The sequence below is a fragment of the Flavobacterium aquicola genome, assembly GCF_003385115.1.
In the GTDB taxonomy this organism is placed as follows: domain Bacteria; phylum Bacteroidota; class Bacteroidia; order Flavobacteriales; family Flavobacteriaceae; genus Flavobacterium; species Flavobacterium aquicola.
Genome location: NZ_QUNI01000016.1, coordinates 59,313 through 77,546, shown reverse-complemented (window position 1 = coordinate 77,546; position 18,234 = coordinate 59,313). Strand labels below are relative to the sequence as shown.

Genomic DNA, 18,234 nt, shown 5'->3' with positions numbered 1-18,234 from the left:
AATGGAAGATAACGCAATTAAAATCTTACTAGTTGATGACAAAAAGGAAAACCTGCTTTCCTTACAAGTTATCCTGGCAGATCGCGGCTACCAGTTTGTTGAGGCTACGTCTGGCAAGGATGCGTTACGGATTCTTTTAAAAAATCAGGATTTTGCTATTATATTAATGGATGTACAGATGCCATTAATGGATGGTTTTGAAACTGCCGAATTAATACGTGAAAGTGATAAGCTTAAAAATGTTCCTATTATTTTTCTTACTGCCAATATGGATAAGACAGAATATATATTTAAAGGCTATCAGTCGGGAGCTGTTGATTACATGATTAAGCCATTATCACCAGAAATATTACAGGCAAAAGTGACAATCTTTACCGAATTATTCAGGAAAAATAAAGAGCTGAGAATTAAGGAAGAAGAAACACATGCACTTAATGAAATAATTTTAAAAGCAAATAATGAGCTCGCTTCGCAGAATGATGCCATTCAAAAACACGCTGAAGAACTTAGAAAGAAAAATATGGAACTTGATGCCTTCACGTATATTTCCAGTCATGATCTTCAGGAACCGCTAAGAAAAATTCAGACATTTACTAATCTGATACTAACCAATGAGTATCCAAATTTATCCGAGGACGGAAAGATTAAGTTTGATAGAATTTTATATTCCACAAATAGAATGCGTGAACTCATTAACAGCCTGCTTACTTTTTCAAGAGCAACCCTTGTGGAGAGAAAGTATATAAATACAGATTTGAATACTATTATTGCTGATGTGAAGGAAGCATTGCGTGAAAATTTACTCGAAAAAAATGTAGTAATTGAAACTGATTTTCATGATAAAATCAAGATTATTGCATTTCAGTTCGTGCAGTTAATGGAGAATCTGCTTCATAATTCCATTAAGTTTGCCCGTCCTGATGTGCAGCTACGAATCCAGATAAAAAGCCGAATTGTCTCTGGTTCTGATTTACAAATTGAAAATTTATCCAAAGAGGGGGATTATTGCCACCTTAGTTTTTCTGATAATGGGATTGGATTTGATCCTCAGTATAATGAGAAAGTTTTTGGTGTTTTCCAAAAACTGCATGGAAGAGATGTTTATGAGGGAACCGGCATAGGACTGGCAATAGTAAAGAAAATTGTCGAAAATCATAACGGTTATATTGAAGCAGAAGGGCAAACTATGAAAGGAGTGACTTTTAATATTTACATACCTTGCTGATATTGATAATATGACAAAAATAGTTCACATAAAAAGTGCGGTAGTTATTAAAAATTAAAGTTAGAACTCATATAATCAGTCGATTTCAATTCGAATTATACAATATTATCCATGAATTGTATAAGATCTTTATCAACAGATTTAGCCAATTTTACGTTGATTTAAAATTAATGTAAGGACAGCATGATTTTATACATTCATAGCAGTCAGCTTCTGTTAAATGCACCAAGTATTCATTGTCCTTTGCGGAAATAGCCGCTAATTCAAAAAAATAAAGGTATGGATGCAGTGGAAATAACAGAAAATCCTATTATCAGCCAACATTTCCCTGTCGTAGGAATTGGGACTGCTGCAACTGAGATTGATTCTTTAAAAAAAATTATTGCTCAATTTCCAGCTAATGTAGGCATGGCATTTATAATTGTGGAAAATTTTGCTGTGCCACAGCATGACAATTTAGCTGATGAATTAAGCGGTCATTCAATATTGCCAGTCCAGGAAATTATCAGCACCGTTGAATTGCACCCAAATACTGTTTATGTTGTCCCTCCTAATAATTTTCTCATTTTAGAAGGTGATGTTTTAAAATTAGAAACTTTTACCAGAAGCATCAAAGCTGCTAACTGTATAGATCAGTTTTTTAATGCTCTGGCTGATAAATATGAATATTATGCTGTTGGGCTACTGCTTTCATGGTCTTTGCTGGATGGTATTTACGGTCTTAAAAAAATTAAGGAATGTGGAGGTGCAACAGTTTCTGCAGTAAAAAATAGTTCGCTCCATGAAAAAGCTTCTGAATTTATTGATTATTTTACAACTCCTGAAGATACAGCAGTTACGCTTGTCGAAATAAAAAACAGCTATCTGCTAAATCATGCGTATCAGGAGACAGATATTTCAGCATCCTATGCAGATACTTATAATAGTATAATTAATATCATCGTATTAAAATCGGGCACTAATTTTCATAATTATAAGCAGCAGATACTTCGCAGGAGAATTGCAAAGCGAATGGTGGTCACCAAACAGGAAACTATAGAAAAATACCTCAGCATAGTTAGAAATAATACTAGCGAACAGGACCTGTTATATAATGACATTCTTATTTCGGTAACTTATTTCTTTAGGGATCAGCCTTATTTCGATAACCTTTCCAAAATTGTTTTTCCGGTTCTGATGGAAACGCTCACCAATAAGGAATTAAGAATATGGTGCGCAGGCTGTGCCACAGGCGAAGAAGCATACTCATTAGCAATCTGCATTGATGAATATCTGCAGATAAATAATAAGAATGATATAAGTGTTAAGATTTTTGCTTCGGACGTTTCGGAAAAATGCATTGAAAAAGCCCGAGCGGGATTGTATTCGCATCAGGATTTAAAAAACATTAATGAAAATAGGCTGGCATCATACTTTACAAAAAAAGACAACGGCTATCATATAAATAGAATTATAAGGGACTCTTGTGTTTTTGCTGTGCATGATCTCACCAAAGATTTTCCTTTTTCAAAAATTGATTTGATATCCTGCCGCAATGTTTTAAAATATTTTGACGAAACACTGCAAAGTCAGGTGCTTTCAAAATTTCATTACGCTTTAAGAGAGAAAGGTTTTCTATTTCTAGGTAAGTCAGAATTGGTTTTGACGATGCAAAATTTATTTATATCGGTTGATAGCCAGCAAAAAATATTCAGGAACAAAAAGGAAGAAAACCGTCTTATGGAGGAAAGCTCCGCTGAGGAACTTTTATCAAATAATGAAGAGCTGTCTTGTACAAATGATGAACTCCGTTACCATCGAAGTGAATTGTCATCGATGAGAAATTTTTACGAATCAATTGTAAAAACAATTCGTCAGCCGCTTATTATAATTGATAAAAATTTTATAGTTCATAGCGCCAATCCTTCGTTTTACAGCTGTTTTAGAATACATCAAGAACAGACAGAAGGATTTCCGATATTTGAATTAGAAAATCTGCATTGGAGTAGCACAGAAATTCAGGAGTCATTTTTTAACAAAATCCGAAGAAATGAGACAGTTGAGAATTTCAAAATACAATTTTATTTTGATCCTGTCACCCAAAAAACAATGCTTGTAAATGTTTCAATGATACCGGAAGATATGATTCTTATTACTCTTGAGGATATTTCGGAATTAGAAAATAGTAATGAATTATTAAAAATAAAAGATACGGAGTTTGAAAACTATAATGAGCAGCTTGAAAAATTTACATTAGCTGCAAGCAGTACTGTACTTGATCCAATTCGGAAAATTTATATGTTTGGCAAAAAAATTATTGATAATGAACCCAGCTTATCGGAATCAAGCAGACACAATCTGACGCGGATATTATCGACAGCAGCTAATCTAGATCAGCTCGTTGAAGACCTTATCAGTTATTCTAAAATTAGTTTTGCTGAGAAGAAATTTAAAAAAACAGATCTTAATCTGCTTCTGAAAAAAGCAATTAATAATCTCAAAATTGTCATTAATAAAAGCAATGCAGTAATAAATTTTGATTCATTGCCTTCCTTGAAGATTATACCTGAGCAGATTCATCTTCTTTTTTGGCATTTGATTTCCAATGCCGTAAAGTATGCCAAACAGGATCAGGTTCCGCAAATTAAAATAAGCATACACTTACCTGATAAAGAAGAATTACAAAGGCTGCCTCATCATAGAGCTACAGAATATATCAGGTTATCGGTAACGGATAACGGTATTGGTTTTAGTAAGAATTTTGAAAAATTGATTTTCGACCCCTTTTATAAACTGCAGAGTAATGACCAAGAGTATGGAACTGGTCTCGGGCTGACATTGGTACAAAAAATTGTCGAAAATCATATGGGTTTCATTAAGGCATCAAGTTCACCAGGATTAGGTACTGCTTTCTATATTTATCTCCCTCTATAGTTTCACGCTTATACCATTTGGAAGGAATTACTATTGATGCTGTCTGCAATTAGTCCAGCTGCTTTGTCGGCAGCCTGCAGTACTATTTCCTCTGGAGTTCCTTTAAAAACTTCATGATGATTAATTTTTGCGGAGGGCGTAATTATGTAAATAAAAATTGTGCCAACAGGTTTTTCAGAGGTTTCACTTCCTCCAGGAGCTGTTAGTCCTGTGATGGCGACAGAGATTTTTGCGTTAAAAAACTTAGCACAGGATTCAGCCAGTTTTTGGGTAACTTGTTCAGATTCTGGAGTGAATTGCTCAATAAGTTTATGCGGTACATTCATAATTTGTTCTTTAACAAAAACTTCATAACAATTTATGCCGCCACGAAGGATTTTACCAGATTCGCTGGTCAGAGAAAATTCGGCACACATTCTTCCCGCCGTAGCGCTTTCTGCAAAGGCAATATTCCACTTTTTGTCAGCCAGAATCTTGGCGCATTTAATAATACTTTCTGAAGGCATAACTATTGAATATTAAATGTTTTGTAAAAAGAAAATTTTTAATCTGAAGGTGATTTAGAATTTCCATTATCAAAAATACTTAAGAGAATTGATTAAGATTTATATAATTATGGAATGGTTTTACAGAATTAACTTGTACTTATTTTCTTGTATTAAAAATGACTATTTCAGCACCTTAAAATGATATAACTATGATAAATAATTATATAAATGAATGATTTAGAGCTTATCTACATTTGGAATGTTAATCATTTAAAAAAAATATCATGAAAACTGAAACAAAAGAAAAAAAGACAGCAAGTGCATCAAAATCCAATAGTAAAGGTGTTACAAAAGCGAAATCAAGTGCTGCAGACGGTTTAAGAGAATTATTCGTTGACTCTTTGAAAGACATTTACTGGGCAGAGAAAGCATTGACAAAAGCACTTCCAAAAATGGCTAAAAATGCTTCATCCGAAAATCTAGTCACAGCTATTAATAACCATTTGGCAGTTACACAAGAACAGGTATCAAGATTGGAGAAGGTTTTTGAATCTGTAGGAGAAAAAGCTTCCGCTAAAAAATGCGATGCTATGGAAGGTCTTATTAAAGAGGGCGAAAGTATCATTGAAGAAACTGAAGCAGGACCAGTAAGAGATGCGGGTATTATTGCAGCCTCACAAAAAATAGAGCATTATGAAATTGCTACTTATGGCACACTTGCAGCATTCGCTCAGACTTTGGGAGAGGATGATGCTGTATTAATGCTGGAAAAAACCTTGGCAGAAGAAAAAGATGCAGATCAGCAGCTTACAGATGCGGCTTACAATACCATCAATTTTGATGCCGCTGATGAAGATCAGCAATAATGAAACTTATTGTGATGAGTAGGTTTTATTATTTTGAACCTGTGATGTGCCAGTAACATTACAGGTTTTTTTGCACCTTATTAATTGCAGTAAAGTTATAATTCTATAAATACAGCCTTACAATCATGTAACTTATTGCAGACATTATTTGTTTGTTTTACAATGTATTAACTATAAAATATTTTGTTATGAAAAAAGCAAATACCAATTATCCTAACCTTCAGGATAAAAAGCAAGAGGATTTGCAATCAGAGAAGTCCGATGGTACTAATAAGTTTCTGACCACAAATCAGGGTGTAAAGATTAATGATGATAATAATCTTTTGAAGGCAGGAGAAAGAGGTCCATCTTTATTGGAAGATTTTATTTTCCGTGAAAAAATGACTCATTTTGATCATGAACGAATTCCAGAAAGGATTGTACATGCAAGAGGATCTGGTGCTCATGGTTTTTTTGAAGTAACAAATCCTATTCCCGAAATCACGAAAGCTGGGTTTTTGCAGGAAGCAGGACAAAAGACACCTGTTTTTGCCAGATTTTCAACAGTAGCTGGTTCGAGAGGATCTACTGACCTTGCTAGAGACGTTCGTGGATTTTCGGTTAAATTCTATACTCAGGAAGGAATTTATGATTTAGTAGGTAACAATATGCCTGTATTTTTTATTCAGGATGCCAATAAATTTCCCGATTTGGTTCACGCTGTAAAACCGGAACCGCATAATGAAATACCGCAGGCAGCATCAGCACATGATACTTTTTGGGATTTTATTTCCTTAATGCCCGAATCTGCACATATGATCATGTGGCTTATGTCGGATAGAGCAATTCCTCGAAGCCTCAGAATGATGGAAGGCTTTGGCGTTCATACTTTTCGATTTATCAACGCAGAAAATGAATCTCATTTTGTTAAACTGCATTGGAAACCAAAACTCGGAACACATGCTGTAGTTTGGGATGAAGCCCAAAAAATATCGGGCAAAAACCCAGATTTCCATAGAGAAGATCTTTGGCAGGCAATTGATATGGGTAATTTTCCTGAATGGGAATTAGGCGTTCAGATTATTCCAGAGGCAGATGAGCATAAATTTGATTTTGATTTATTAGATCCTACCAAATTAATTCCCGAAGAACTTGTTCCCGTTGCCATTATTGGAAGAATGGTTTTGAACCGCAATCCTGATAATTTCTTTGCAGAAACAGAGCAGATCGCTTTTCATCCTGGTCATGTTGTTCCGGGAATCGATTTTACAAATGATCCATTACTTCAAGGAAGGCTGTTTTCATACACGGATACGCAGCTTTCAAGATTAGGAAGTCCAAACTTCCATGAAATACCTATTAACAGAACTATTTCTCCAACTCACAATAATCAGCGCGACGGACATATGCGCCAGGAAATTAATACAGGCAGAGTAAGCTACTATCCAAATTCGTTGGGAGGTGGATGCCCATATCAGGCTATGATTGCTGAGGGAGGATTTACAAGTTTTAATGAACGCATCGAAGCACATAAAATCCGTGAAAGAAGCGAAAGTTTTTCAGATCATTTTACTCAGGCCCGTATGTTTTATCTAAGCCAGACGCCAATAGAACAAAATCATATTGCCAAAGCATTTAGTTTTGAATTAGGAAAAGTAGAAACTACTGCGATTAGAATACGGATGCTTGGTATCATCAAACTCATTGATGCATCCTTAGCCGAAAAAGTAGCCGAAACACTTGGAGCGGCCGTTCCAGAATATCCTGAAAAACCAATGAATCAGGGAATAGGTGCCGATGCAGTGCCCGGCAAACAGGAACCAAAAGAAATACTAGAGCCGGTAATGACTTCGGATGCGCTGAACATGATTAAAAATCCAACAGTTACTCCAACTATTGCATCGAGAAAGGTTGCTTTTGTATGTAATGATGGTGTAAGTGAAAAATCAGTTATGAATCTTAAAAATGAACTGTTAAAAATGGATGCAAAAGGATTCATTATAGCACCTCATCTAGGATTTATAACCACAGATACGGACGCATTAATTCCTGTAGATTTTAGTTTCTTGACAGCTTCATCAGTTTTGTTTGATGCTGTATTTATACCAGCTGGCGACGGAATTAATAATTTATCGGAGAATAATAATGTAATAGAATTTCTGACGGATGCTTATAAACACTGCAAAATTATAGGTACAGAAGGAAATGGTACTGAACTATTAGATGTAACCAATTTTGGAAAAGAAGGCGATTATGATGGCGGAATTATTATAGGTGATGTTTCTGGAGATCCGGATTTTGCCATGCAGTTCATTACAGCAATGAGCGGGCACCGTTATTGGGATCGTGAAGCTGTATTAGTTTTATAGATATAAAAATATTAAAAAAAAGGATATGAAAAATTCAGATAAGATTACAACAGAAATAAATACGAGTCCAAACAAAAGTGAAAATTATGTTCTGGCATCTGCTGATGCAGCTTCAGATATGAGAGAACTGTTTCTGGACAGTTTGAAAGATATCTATTGGGCAGAAAATGCTTTGCTAAAAGCATTGCCAAAAATGGCAGATAACTGCACCTCAGGAAGTCTTGCTGCAGCTATCAAGGAAAATATTCTTATTACCAAAAATCAGGTGGTTAGATTAGAAAGAGTTTTTGAACTTTTGAATGAAACTGCCGAAGGAAAAAAATGCGAAGCTATAACAGGCATTATTAAAGAAGGAGAAAACATTCTTAGAGAGACAGCGCAGGGACCAGTTCGTGATGCTGCAATCATTGGTGCTTCTCAAAAAATTGAACATTATGAAATTGCCAGTTATGGTATGTTATATGCTTTTGCAACCACTCTGGGGGAAAATGATGCAGCAAAACTGCTTCGCCAGACTTTAGCTGAAGAGAAAGAAGCAGATATGATTTTAAGTGATGTGGCGGCTTATAATTCAATCAATTTTAAAGCGTGTACAGCTTTCAAAGCCAGTTGATGCATCTTTTGAGGAAACAGGATCTTAAATATTTTTATAAATAGTAAAATGCTGTAAATTATATAATTACAAAATTTAATTGTGTAAAAAGTTGGTCGTTTTTGTATATAGATTTGAAAAAGTAATAATTAAAATTTAAAAATCATGAAAACAGCAACTGATAATGACAGCAAAAAAAAGCATGAAAACAGCAACTGATAATGACAGCAAAAAAAAGGTGGATGATAAAAACACCAAAAAAGCAAGTACAGATAAAAGTACTACTGCCGAAACTAAAAAAAGCACTGATAAAAAATCTGGAAGCGATGCTTCTAAAGCAGTGAAAAAAACTCCTGCCAAAAAATAATTTACTAGAACTAAACTTTGAAATTATGGAAGATAATAAAAACCGTAATTATGATCAAGACGATTATACTTACACTGAATCACTAGGTAATACCGATTCTGAAAATTTAACGAATAATTCAAATCAGGATTTTCAGCAGAATAATGATACTTCTTCACAGCCTGCTTACGATCCGGATGAAAATTTTGAGGAAGAAAGCGATCTCGATGATGCAGATTTGGATGACGAAAATGATGATGATGAGGAGTTTGACGAATCTGTTATCGATGACGATGATGAGGATACTATCGATGATTCAGAAGATGATGACGACGAATATAAACCTGACCCAGGAAACGATGGAAATAGACGCAGTCTTTAGATGCGTGATAATTAAATTGCCTTTTCAAGTAAAATTGAATAAGGCAATTTATTTTAAATTACAATAGCAGAATAGTTTCTTTTCTAAAATATAACCTGCTTATCGCAAATTCAAAAATCGAAATTAATTAGAGATTAAAATGCACAAAAATGAGTGAAACAACCATCTGAAAAGACGGTCGTTTATGAAAGTACTATTCAATTCAAATTAGGATTCATTCCCGTTTAATCTTAGATTTTCATTATCAAAATCAGTGTCGGCTTCGTCACAGTCAGCTGAATTTTGGATGCATTCTTTCTCTTTAATATTTTCATTATCAAAGTCTTTATTCAATTTTATATTGACCAGATCATTTCCGTAATCTGGTTCAGCATTATCAGTTATTGGATGTGGTACTCGATAAGAGCGGTACATATTTTCATATCGCGATGTATCAAATTGATAAAACTGATCTTCGTAACGGTTTGTGTCTGCTAAGTTCATAATGCGTTTTTTTTATATTATTTCTTTTAAAGAGTTTCTCTCTGTATAAGTGATAGTTTCTATAGACAAAAGTAGAATGACTATGAATAGTAATTTTATATATAGTATGGCATATAATTACATAATTCACAGCTGGTTATTGATTTTGAATTAACTCGAAAGCTTTTGTGTGGTAATAAGGAATTCCAGACACAAGAATAGCTCTTAAATAAGCTGTAAATGAGGTCTCACCTGCATACTTACAATATCACAGCGTGCATGCTGCGCAAGACAAAACAAGATGCTCATAGCAATATCTTCTGCTTCCAGCATTTCCATTTTTTTAACTTTTTCTCTTTGCTGCTCTTTCGTGTCCGGATGCAAATCACTGATGGCAGAGCCAGGTTCTATTAGAGAAACTTTTATTCCAAGCGGATTGATTTCCTTTCTTAGGGCAGCACTGAAGCCTCGAATTGAAGCTTTTGTAGCGACATAAATTGTTCCGCTTGCTTCTTGTATTTCAGCACTCATCGATCCAATATTAATAATATGTCCTGCCTGCTGTTCTTTCATTCTGGAAACTGCTTCTTTGGCAAATGCGATATAGCCCAAAATGTTAGTTTCAAGAATGTATTTAATGTTTTCATACTCTTCATCAATAATTCCATTGGCGGGGAGTGCAGCATTATTAATTAAGATATCGATACCGCCCATTAAATTATCTATTTCGTCCCAGACTATCTGCATACTTTCCTGTTTTGAAATGTCAGCTGTTAGACCGTATACTTCTCCTGTAGCATGTTTTTTAATGTCTTCAATAGCAGTATTGAGCTTGTCTTTATCTCTTCCAAAAATAAATACATGACCGCCGAGTGAAGCTAACAACTGTGCAGCGGCTTTTCCTATTCCAGTAGTTCCGCCAGTTATAACGATGCGTTTTTTGTCAATATTCTGTCTGAAATAATTAGATAAATTTTCTATAATCTATTATTTAGTATTTGCACCTATTTTGTTGCTTTTTCTGCCAATTGAAACCTGATCTTTTGAAAAGAGTTTTAACATTAGAATCAAAATAAACTGTAACTTGTTCATAAACAAATTTAAAATTACGGGTTGGGTTCTTTTTACAGAATTATAAACAATAATTATAAATTCTACAGCAGTACTATTTTCACCACAGGATCAAATAATTTGTATTTGCCCATTCGTAAATGTATTTTGTTTTTATGTAAATTGCATCACAGAGGGATATGCTCAAACAGCTAAAGAAGTTTCGGCAAAATTATAATCTCAGACAAACCAAATAATAAACATATGGAAAACCCATTTAATAAAACAGCGGTATTGTTTCTTTTTACTTTTTTCTCTCTTTCAGCGGTCAGTGCTCAAAAGAAGGATCAGATGATTCGAATTTCGGAAATTGAAATTGTTCCTGAGTTTCTTGAGCAGTATAAAACAATACTTAAAGAAGAATCAGAAGCATCCGTTAGATTAGAACCTGGCGTAATTGCAATTTTCCCGATGTTTCAAAAGGAAAACCCAAATCAGGTGAGAATTCTTGAAATTTATGCTGATAAAGACTCCTATCAGTCGCATTTAAAAACACCACATTTCTTGGTTTATAAATCATCTACACTTAAAATGGTCAAGTCATTAAAGCTTATAGATATGGATGTTTTGGATGTGGAAACAATGCCAGTAATATTCAAAAAATACAATTAAGAACTTAAAATTCAAAAGAGAAGAATTATTAGTTTATGTAACTCCATTCAGTCTGCTGTGAAAAACTTTGTAAGCGGTAAAGTCATTTTTGCGTATGACGATTTATTTTGCAGAAGAATAAAATTGATTTCCATGAGTTTATTCCTAAAAAATGATTACATTTACCATTATTAACCGTTTACACGGATATAATTCGGTCGTTTATCGATTTACAGACGCTTATATTTTAAATATAAACATTTGCAGATTCTTAGATTCTTGTCTTATGTTTGACTTAAAATATAGAACTTATGGCTGTACAAAAACAAAATCCCGCCAAATATATTTATATAGCTGATGACGATGAAGACGACAGGGCTTTCTTTGCCGATGCACTGTTGGAAATCGCCCCTGACGTAGTTGTGAAAGAAGCTGAAGATGGGACACAGCTCATGAATATTCTGCATAAAGTATCTAGCGGTCTGCCTGATATTATTTTTCTTGATATCAATATGCCTGGAAAAAATGGTTTCGAATGCGTAGAAGAAATTCGAAGCAAGAAAGAGAGTTTAAGAGATGTAGTTATTGTTATGCTTTCTACCAGCAATGATCCTTTAAGCATGGAAAAGGCTCAAAAAATTGGGGCCACATATTATGCCGTAAAGCCAAACTGTTTTAATGCTCTGAAATCTTTTCTTGGAGATATACTGAAGATGGATCTGAACTCAAACATCGATAGAAAATTTCGCCTAATCTGATTGCGGGAACTATTATTTTTCGTCTACAGCTTACTTATTAATTGTCTTGTACTTTTATTGCATTTAGGTACTGCGCATTCATTTTTTAATAAAACAAGATTCAGAATAAACTAATTGATTTTAGCGGGATCGTAAGCCGTTCAGTGCAAAATCAAAAAAGTACAGCTGTAATTGATAACCGCATTCTGTCAATTTTGATATGCTGTGTAGTAAATACAACTGTCCTTTTGTGAACACTGCTGTCTGTCTGACTAGTTTCTAATATTGATAATAGGTCAAAAATTATTCTTTTAGAATGGCAGTAAATCCGCCTCTTGCAAGACAGTTTATTTTAAAAAGCTCTCCTTTTTTTATGTTAACAGTATAATTTGTGAATGAACTTCCATCCGAATTATCAGTTATAATTTCAAGTGTAGATTTTGACTTTAGAATTTTGTCTAAATTTAATGAAAAAGATTCGGGAGTGTCTTTTCCATTCAATCCTCCTATATACCATATATTTCCTTTTCTTCTCGCTATTACTGCTTTTTCACCAGGATATCCGTCGATTAATTTCGTGTCATCCCATGTCACTGGTATATTCGTTAGGAAATTTTTCGGAGCTGCGGGGAGATTTTTGTAAACTTCAGGTCTGTCTGCAAATTGTTGAAGAGCAGACTCAAAAACTACGGACAAAGCTAATTCGTGTCCTCTTGTTGTTATATGAGGATGTTGGCTGTCAGAAAAGGTCACAGGGGTGTAATCCATAGAACCAACAACATTACGTGTAAAGGGAAGGGTGGTATTATGTCTTGCTGCCTCATTAGTTAATACTGGAAGATTATTATACCATTCAGCTCCATAAACGGCTTCTGTTGTCAGCAAATTTGGATAGGTTCTTGCCCATCCTCGCGGAAGAGTAGCACCATGAAAATTAATCATTAGCTGATATGGAGCTGCTTCTTTTAAAATAGCGATATAATTTTTAACCATATCCTGTTGATCTCCGGCGAAAAAATCAACTTTAATTCCGTCAATTCCAATTTTTCTAAGCCATGCAAATTCCACAGCTCGTTTTTCTGGTGTCAATAACCGATCCCAGGGAGTTGGTTCCAGCCATGACGTTCCGGAATTATACCAGAGTAATATTTTAATTCCTTTAGATTTAGCATATTTAACAGCATCTTCTAGATTTCCGCCATTATCCATTACATCCCATTCCCAGTCAATAAGTGCGTAAGGCCATTTCATTTCGACAGCCAGATCAATGTAGGTGATGACTTTTTTATAATCTTTAGAACCATGATTTTCTGCCCAATATATCCATGAAACTGCGCCGGGCTTAATCCAGTCAATATTTTTCAGCTGGTTTGGCAGACTTACATCGTCAATTAATGTAGATTCTGTGATGTCAGAAAGAGAGCCAATTATGAGTGTATGCCATTGCGATTTCCAAGGCAGAAAACCTATAGCTCCAGTTTGTTTAAAATTATCTCTTGGTTCTGGATAAGAAACAGAATACTTATTCAATAAGTTTGAATTCCTAAGACTGGCAGCACAGTTATACTCAGATAAATCAGCTTCTGAAATCATTGCCCAAACATTTTCTTCGTTCACTTTGTATAGAGCAGGAAATCCCCAATGCTGTACCTTTTTACCTTTTCCATCTGTATTTATTGGATAAAAACCTTCATAAGAAAGTTCAAATTCCTGCATCCATCTATTGGTGTTTTCCGGCAGAATGTATGAAGTGTTTTCTGATAATATATTAATTTTAGAACCTGTCTTCTCAGGAAATTCATATCGAAAAGCAACACCATCATTATAGGCTCTAAATATGATATTCATAAGAGCGCCGTTATTATTTTTAAAAGAAAAAATCTGTTCATTGCCAAAATTTTCTCTCTGCTTTTTTTTACCAATAATCATTTCATATTTTTCATCAATTGATGTGATTTTTGAGACGTTTAAAAGTTCCATATTATTGATGAAGTTCTCGTCTGTTCTTGTAATTCCTAAAGAGGATAAAGGTAATACTTCAATAAATCGTTTGTCTTTGCTATATAAAATTTTGAACTGTAATTGGTTATTGTTTGATTTTTCAAGAATTGTAACAGCAATTTTGATCTTTTTGTTTGGCGAAAGAAGTTCTTGTGCTTTTACGCAAAAGGAAAAAATGAAGTAAAACAAAAAGAGGAAGTGCAATTTTTTCATAATTAGATTATAGTTTTGCTGATTGAATTCTGTGTCAAAATTAATTCTGAAGAATAGACTTTGAAATAATAAGTGTATTTTTAACAAATATAAATTAAAACAAATTATAAAATACCACTATTGATATCATGAAAGATAATTTAAAGGAATATATCTCCAAATACATTTCACTTTCAGAATCTGAAATGACAGATTTTTGTGGTTTGTTTCAAAATAAATCAGTCAGAAAAAAAAGTTTCTTGCTAAAAGAGGGAGAAATCTGTGATTTTGAAGGATTTGTAGAAAAAGGACTTTTTAGAATATATCATATCCATCCAAATGGCGTAGAGCAGATTCTATATTTTGCCATTGAGAATTGGTGGTTAACCGATTTGGAAAGTTTTACAAATGCCAGCTTCTCCAAATTGCATATTCAGGCATTAGAAGATAGTGAAATTTTGCTCATTTCAAAAAATGACAAAGAATATGCATACAATAATATTCCACAGATTGAAAAGTTATTCAGGATTATGACTCAGAAAACGCATATTGCTCTGCAGCAGCGTATGATGGATAATCTTAGTAAAACCGCCGATCAGCTTTATTTGGATTTTATCGAAAAATATCCGCAGCTTTCCCAGCGTCTTACAAATTTACAGATTGCCGCATATTTAGGCATAAGCCATGAATTTTTGAGTAAAATCAGGAAAAAGCTTTTCATTAGTAAATAAACTGCTGTATTTATTGAACTTGTTCAATGTTTTTAAAGTAAAAGTAGCTGCATATTTGCAGAATGGCAGTTTTAATTTTTTATGGCCTGCTATTGACATAAATAAAAAATCATGGACAAAAGAAAATTTTTAAAAAACGGATTTTTAGGTTTAGGTGCAATGGCGGTAATGCCGTCCGTTGTTTCTTCATGCTCAAAAGACGACAAAGAAGAAGAGGAAACTTTGGCTGATGCACAAGGCTGTCAGGTTTCGCCTGTTGAAATGATTGGGCCTTTTCCAATTAAAACTCCGGCACAATTGGCACAGTCAAATATAATAGGTGATAGAAGCGGCGTACCTTTATTAATGAAAATAACTGTTCAGGATCAAAGTAACGGATGCCTGCCGCTTGAAGGTGTTCTAGTAGATGTATGGCAATGCGATAAAGATGGAAATTATTCGCAATATGGAGGCAATCAGTTACAGGCAATAAATTATACCAGTCAAAATTTTCTTCGTGGAAGACAAACTACTGATAACAAGGGAGAAGTATCTTTTATAAGCATTTTTCCAGGCTGGTATCCGGGCAGGGCACCACATATACATGTTGAGGTTTTAACTGCAGGAGGAAATTCACTTTTGGTTACACAAATTGCTTTTCCGGTAGCGGCTTATTCATCAGTATATGCTTCAAATGGCTATAATGGGGCACCAGATAGATCAAATACTCAGGATTCTTTGTTTTCTGATAGTTTAAGCCGAAATATGGCTGACAGTGTAACAGGGAATAATAGTGATGGTTACACGCTTACAAAAATTATAACAGTGTCATAAAAAGCTGAAAACTTCCTTATTTCAACTAAATTATATTTTTTTGCTAACTTTTGAGTCTGAGAGGGTAAAAGCTGGTTAAATATTATTATAAAGTCAGTTATTTAAAAAATTATTGAAGAAATTAATTCATTTTATTTAAGCTTTTAAATTCAATCGGTGCCATACCAACCTTTTGTTTGAATAATCGTGTAAAGTGCTGTTGGTATTTAAAACCAAGTTCATCAGACACTTCTGTTATATTCTTGTTGGTTTCCAATATCTTTTCTTTCGCCAGTTCGATCAATTTGGATTGTATGTATTCTAATGCCGTACTGCTGGTTTCTTTCTTAATTAAATCACCGAAATAGTTAGCAGATAAATTTAATTGATCTGCAAAATACCCCACAGACGGCAGCCCAATCAGGGCTGGTTTTCCTGATTTAAAAAAGTCATTTAACAAATGCTCAAATCGGGTAAGTATATCACTGTTGATATGGTTTCTGGTGATAAATTGACGGTCGTAGAAACGCATACAATATTTCAGAAACAGATCTATATTGGATACGATTAAAGACTTACTGTGTTTGTCAATATTCAATTCGATTTCAGTTGCAATTTTTTCAAAACAATCATTAATAATGGCTCTTTCTTTTTTAGAGAGGTGCAGTGCTTCATTAACCTGATAGGAAAAAAATGAATAGTCTTTAATGGTTTTTCCAAGACTTGTGCCTGAAATAAGATCCGGATGAAAAACCAATGCTTTTCCTTTTGCCTTAATTTTTTCTCCCTTAGTATCTATCCCATAAACCTGTCCAGGTGCAATAAAGACCAAAGTTCCATCTTCATAATCATAAGGCTGGCATCCATAGGTAATTTCGCCACATTTTACATCTTTTAAGAATACAGCATAAACACCCATATACCTGCGGAAGTAACTGAACGGGGAAATATTCTTAAAATCTACTACCGATACAAGCGGATGCAGGGTATCAGCACCTACCGAATCATTATACTGCTTAACTGTATCTAGTCTTTCTATAGCATCCATAAAAAGTAATTTTTAAACAAAGGTAGAGAATCTAACTGCCTATTGTATCTCCTATAATCTAAATAGGTAAAAGTGGTATATATAACTGTAAAATGTATAAACTTCATCTTTACAGTTATCCCGAATTTTGTAAAATAAATCAGTGTGATTGTTTTTGTGAATAAAATGGCAGATCAGGTTATATATAATTAGTTAAGAAAACAGGTTATGGAAAAATCAAGAAGAAAGTTTTTACAGCAGGCAGCATTTGCCGGAACTGGTCTCGTACTTGCAGATGTTTCAGGTTTGCTTGCCAGCGAAAAGAATAATAACAATAATGAAATTAAAAATGGTACTATGAATAAATTGATAAAATCAAAAGGTTATGCTGGAACAGATAAAGAAACACCTCTTCAATCTTGGGAATTCGAACGCAGAGTAATAGGGGATTATGATATTCTTATCGATATCAAATTCTCAGGGATATGTCATTCTGATATCCACACTATAAGAGATCACTGGGGACCACAGAAATATCCACAGGTGCCAGGTCATGAAATTGCAGGTTTGGTTGCTGCCGTGGGTAAAAAAGTAACCAAGTTTAAAGTAGGGGATAAGGCAGGTGTTGGCTGTATGGTGAACAGCTGTATGGAATGTACAAGCTGTAAAAATGGTGAAGAACATCACTGTGAAACTACAGGTATGGTAGGGACTTACGGTGCGCCAGATCCAACATCGCCAAGCGGAATTACACAAGGAGGATATTCAAATAATATTGTGGTTACGGAACATTTTGCTATCAAGATTCCTCAAAATATTGACCTGCAATATGCAGCACCATTATTGTGCGCGGGTATCACAACCTATTCGCCTATGATGAAAACAGGTATAAAAAAAGGGGATAAAGTTGGTGTTATCGGTATTGGAGGACTTGGACATCTTGCCGTGAAAATAGCAGCAGCAAAAGGTGCTGATGTTTATGCTTTCACAACTTCTGCTGATAAATTAAACGACATCAAATCATTCGGGGCTAAAGAGATAATCATTGTAGATGAAAAACAGGATCAGCTTAAACCGCTTTTTGGGAAATTGGATTATATGATTTCGACAGTTCCATACGCTTATGAGATGACAAATTACATATCGTGTGTTAAACCAAACGGATTTTTTACTCAGGTGGGAATGCCAATAAATGGTGAGTTGACAATCAATAATTTCAGTATGATATTCAACCGCGTTAATTTCAATGCTTCACTTATTGGAGGTATACCAGAAACTCAGGAAGTGATGGATTACTGCGCACTTAACAAAATTTATCCGCAGATTGAGATTATCAAAGCAGATCAAATTAATGAGGCTTGGGATAAAGTAGTAAATAAAAAAGCACGTTACCGTTATGTAATTGATGCTTCAACTTTTTAAAAAACAGAA

At 34.3% G+C, this 18,234-nt stretch carries 17 protein-coding genes; 12 read left to right on the top strand and 5 right to left on the bottom strand.

What is annotated here, in order from left to right:
• The first annotated feature begins 1 nt into the window (after window position 1).
• The gene (locus C8P67_RS19930) at window positions 2-1,225 is read left to right on the top strand and encodes a sensor histidine kinase (protein ID WP_115814949.1); all 1,224 of its coding nucleotides are present in this window, start codon (window positions 2-4) and stop codon (window positions 1,223-1,225) included.
• A 279-nt stretch (window positions 1,226-1,504) separates the two neighbouring features.
• A complete protein-coding gene (locus C8P67_RS19925; protein ID WP_115814948.1) occupies window positions 1,505-4,138 on the top strand; it encodes a CheR family methyltransferase in 2,634 nt (877 codons plus the stop codon).
• A gap of 8 nt (window positions 4,139-4,146) precedes the next feature.
• On the opposite strand, the gene C8P67_RS19920 is transcribed toward C8P67_RS19925, so the two are convergent.
• Window positions 4,147-4,644, bottom strand: a complete 498-nt coding sequence (locus C8P67_RS19920) for a CinA family protein (RefSeq protein WP_115814947.1) — start codon at window positions 4,642-4,644, stop codon at window positions 4,147-4,149.
• A 266-nt stretch (window positions 4,645-4,910) separates the two neighbouring features.
• On the opposite strand from C8P67_RS19920, the gene C8P67_RS19915 reads away from it, so the two are divergent.
• The 5 genes from C8P67_RS19915 (at window position 4,911) to C8P67_RS19895 (ending at window position 9,160) form a co-directional block, all read left to right on the top strand.
• A complete protein-coding gene (locus C8P67_RS19915; RefSeq protein ID WP_115814946.1) occupies window positions 4,911-5,492 on the top strand; it encodes a YciE/YciF ferroxidase family protein in 582 nt (193 codons plus the stop codon).
• A gap of 188 nt (window positions 5,493-5,680) precedes the next feature.
• A complete protein-coding gene (locus tag C8P67_RS19910; RefSeq protein WP_115814945.1) occupies window positions 5,681-7,840 on the top strand; it encodes a catalase in 2,160 nt (719 codons plus the stop codon).
• Window positions 7,841-7,865: 25 nt separating this feature from the next.
• Window positions 7,866-8,453, top strand: coding sequence for a YciE/YciF ferroxidase family protein (locus tag C8P67_RS19905; RefSeq protein WP_115814944.1), 588 nt, complete (start codon window positions 7,866-7,868; stop codon window positions 8,451-8,453).
• Between the two features lie 181 nt (window positions 8,454-8,634).
• The gene (locus C8P67_RS22215; RefSeq protein WP_170141498.1) at window positions 8,635-8,799 is read left to right on the top strand and encodes a hypothetical protein; all 165 of its coding nucleotides are present in this window, start codon (window positions 8,635-8,637) and stop codon (window positions 8,797-8,799) included.
• Window positions 8,800-8,824: 25 nt separating this feature from the next.
• Window positions 8,825-9,160, top strand: a complete 336-nt coding sequence (locus C8P67_RS19895; RefSeq protein WP_115814942.1) for a hypothetical protein — start codon at window positions 8,825-8,827, stop codon at window positions 9,158-9,160.
• A 207-nt stretch (window positions 9,161-9,367) separates the two neighbouring features.
• Here C8P67_RS19895 and C8P67_RS19890 read toward each other — a convergent pair whose 3' ends face one another.
• The gene (locus tag C8P67_RS19890; protein ID WP_115814941.1) at window positions 9,368-9,643 is read right to left on the bottom strand and encodes a hypothetical protein; all 276 of its coding nucleotides are present in this window, start codon (window positions 9,641-9,643) and stop codon (window positions 9,368-9,370) included.
• Window positions 9,644-9,847: 204 nt separating this feature from the next.
• Window positions 9,848-10,549, bottom strand: a complete 702-nt coding sequence (locus C8P67_RS19885) for an SDR family oxidoreductase (protein WP_262511452.1) — start codon at window positions 10,547-10,549, stop codon at window positions 9,848-9,850.
• Between the two features lie 387 nt (window positions 10,550-10,936).
• Here C8P67_RS19885 and C8P67_RS19880 point away from each other — a divergent pair, with 387 nt between their 5' ends.
• Together C8P67_RS19880 and C8P67_RS19875 are read left to right on the top strand one after the other, a co-directional pair.
• Complete coding sequence (locus C8P67_RS19880; protein WP_115814939.1) at window positions 10,937-11,344, top strand: putative quinol monooxygenase; 408 nt, start codon at window positions 10,937-10,939, stop codon at window positions 11,342-11,344.
• A gap of 290 nt (window positions 11,345-11,634) precedes the next feature.
• A complete protein-coding gene (locus C8P67_RS19875; RefSeq protein WP_115814938.1) occupies window positions 11,635-12,081 on the top strand; it encodes a response regulator in 447 nt (148 codons plus the stop codon).
• A gap of 282 nt (window positions 12,082-12,363) precedes the next feature.
• Here C8P67_RS19875 and C8P67_RS19870 read toward each other — a convergent pair whose 3' ends face one another.
• Complete coding sequence (locus C8P67_RS19870; RefSeq protein ID WP_115814937.1) at window positions 12,364-14,274, bottom strand: glycoside hydrolase family 97 protein; 1,911 nt, start codon at window positions 14,272-14,274, stop codon at window positions 12,364-12,366.
• Between the two features lie 128 nt (window positions 14,275-14,402).
• Here C8P67_RS19870 and C8P67_RS19865 point away from each other — a divergent pair, with 128 nt between their 5' ends.
• Window positions 14,403-14,984: a Crp/Fnr family transcriptional regulator gene (locus C8P67_RS19865; RefSeq protein WP_115814936.1), complete on the top strand. Its 582-nt coding sequence runs from the start codon at window positions 14,403-14,405 to the stop codon at window positions 14,982-14,984.
• A 111-nt stretch (window positions 14,985-15,095) separates the two neighbouring features.
• A complete protein-coding gene (locus tag C8P67_RS19860) occupies window positions 15,096-15,797 on the top strand; it encodes a dioxygenase family protein (protein ID WP_115814935.1) in 702 nt (233 codons plus the stop codon).
• Between the two features lie 121 nt (window positions 15,798-15,918).
• On the opposite strand, the gene C8P67_RS19855 is transcribed toward C8P67_RS19860, so the two are convergent.
• Window positions 15,919-16,824, bottom strand: a complete 906-nt coding sequence (locus C8P67_RS19855) for a helix-turn-helix domain-containing protein (RefSeq protein ID WP_115814934.1) — start codon at window positions 16,822-16,824, stop codon at window positions 15,919-15,921.
• A gap of 207 nt (window positions 16,825-17,031) precedes the next feature.
• On the opposite strand from C8P67_RS19855, the gene C8P67_RS19850 reads away from it, so the two are divergent.
• The gene (locus C8P67_RS19850; RefSeq protein WP_115814933.1) at window positions 17,032-18,225 is read left to right on the top strand and encodes an NAD(P)-dependent alcohol dehydrogenase; all 1,194 of its coding nucleotides are present in this window, start codon (window positions 17,032-17,034) and stop codon (window positions 18,223-18,225) included.
• Window positions 18,226-18,234 lie beyond the last annotated feature (9 nt).